The organism is Bacillus sp. SD088 (genome assembly GCF_017355205.1).
GTDB lineage: Bacteria > Bacillota > Bacilli > Bacillales > Bacillaceae_C > Lederbergia.
Genome location: NZ_JADIJK010000072.1, coordinates 1 through 741 on the forward strand (window position 1 = coordinate 1; position 741 = coordinate 741).

At 39.8% G+C, this 741-nt stretch carries 1 protein-coding gene; it reads left to right on the forward strand.

The annotated features are described in order from the left end of the window. The coding region (gene istB / locus IPU53_RS24700) for an IS21-like element helper ATPase IstB (protein ID WP_207454183.1) at positions 1 to 679 on the forward strand (679 nt) is incomplete at its 5' end. Positions 680 to 741 lie beyond the last annotated feature (62 nt).

Genomic DNA, 741 nt, shown 5'->3' on the forward strand with positions numbered 1-741 from the left:
TTGGATTCGTGAGAATTTCCATACCGTGAACATAGAGGATCCTCAGCAATACTTACTAACCCTTTTTGAAAAGGAAGTCGAACAGCGTGAAGAGCGAAAAATAAACCTTCTATTCAAAACGGCAACTCTGCCAAACATATCCGGCAATTCTTTTGATTGGACAGATATTCAATTGGGTCAGGGATTAAGTCAAGAATCGGTATTAGAAGGAGAGTTTATTGAAGCAAAGGAGAATATGATTTTTTATGGAGGAGTTGGTGCAGGTAAAACCTATCTCTCTACGCTCATTGGAATCAATGCCATACAGAAGTTTGGCAGGCGAGTGAAATTTTACACTGTTGCCTCCTTGGCAAATGAACTGTTGGAAGCAAATGAGAAAGGTACATTGAATAGACTGTTTAACAGAATAGACAAGCTTGATCTATTGATTTTGGACGAGCTTGGTTACATTCCATTACATAAGCAAGGGGCGGAATTACTGTTTCAGGTGATATCCATGTGTTATGAGAAACGGAGTATCATCATAACTACCAATCTACAATTCGGGCAATGGAACCATGTTTTTGGCGATCCGATTCTCACGGAAGCTGTCGTGGATCGCCTGATTCACCACTCCCACCTCATTCTCTTTGGTGGAGAAAGTAAACGAATGAAAGAGTCTATGATGATGAAAAATTAGATGTTGGCAAGTGGTTCACAAAAAGGCCTGCCGTTTTATACATTTTATACTTGCCAAATACA